The following is a 654-nucleotide window of genomic DNA, read 5'->3' as shown; positions in this document are numbered from 1 at the left end:
TGTCGCGCGCCCAGATCCTGCAGCAGGCCGGCACCGCGATGATCGCCCAGGCCAACCAGCTGCCCCAGGGTGTGCTGGCCCTGCTGCGCTGAGCGTAGGTCTGAACCGATAAGACGGTTGTTCCATGGTCGGCGTCCGCGCCGACCATCCTGTGATAGCCGGTGTCCCGCCAGGACACCGGCTTTTTTTACGCCCACTCGTGGGCGTTTGCGCTTTTCTGCGCCCCTGACCTCGTGCGCAGCGGCGCAATTGGCCTCGTTTTGAGGCTTGGAAATGCGCCAGAAATACCCCGCTTTTCTTCCTTTAGCTTTCGAGGCTTGCGCCGATTTAGGGCGACGTCTGGATCGGTTCTCGCCACGCGGCGGCCTCGGTTCGGGCCGGCCCCGGGGCTCAAGTTTCAAAAGAACCGGGACGATAACTGGGCTACAGGGTTTCCGAAAACCCGACGCCTATCGCAAAGCTGGTGGTCTCGATCGACAGCAGTGTGGATAGGTCAAGAGCCTGCATAAGGGCACGCGTATTTATCCGGCGCAAGCTATTGAAGCAAGTGCCATTTCTTCGTCACAGGAGTTTCAACATGGCATCCATCATCAACACCAACATCGACTCGATGAGCGCGCAGCGCTATCAGGGCTTGAGCAGCTCATCGCTCAG

The 654-nt window shown here is 59.8% G+C and carries 2 protein-coding genes; both read left to right on the top strand.

The genetic code is table 11. From position 1 onward, the window contains the following. The coding region (locus AC07NT_RS18475) for a flagellin (RefSeq protein WP_498600355.1) at window positions 1-92 on the top strand (92 nt) is incomplete at its 5' end. 371 nt (window positions 93-463) lie between these two features. Next, window positions 464-654: hypothetical protein (locus AC07NT_RS18470; protein WP_498600354.1), on the top strand; the 191-nt coding region annotated here is incomplete at its 3' end.

This window comes from Hylemonella sp. GW821-FHT10B10 (assembly GCF_059415585.1).
The sequence above is the reverse complement of the archived record's forward strand: the minus strand, read 5'-3'. Positions and strand labels throughout refer to the sequence as shown.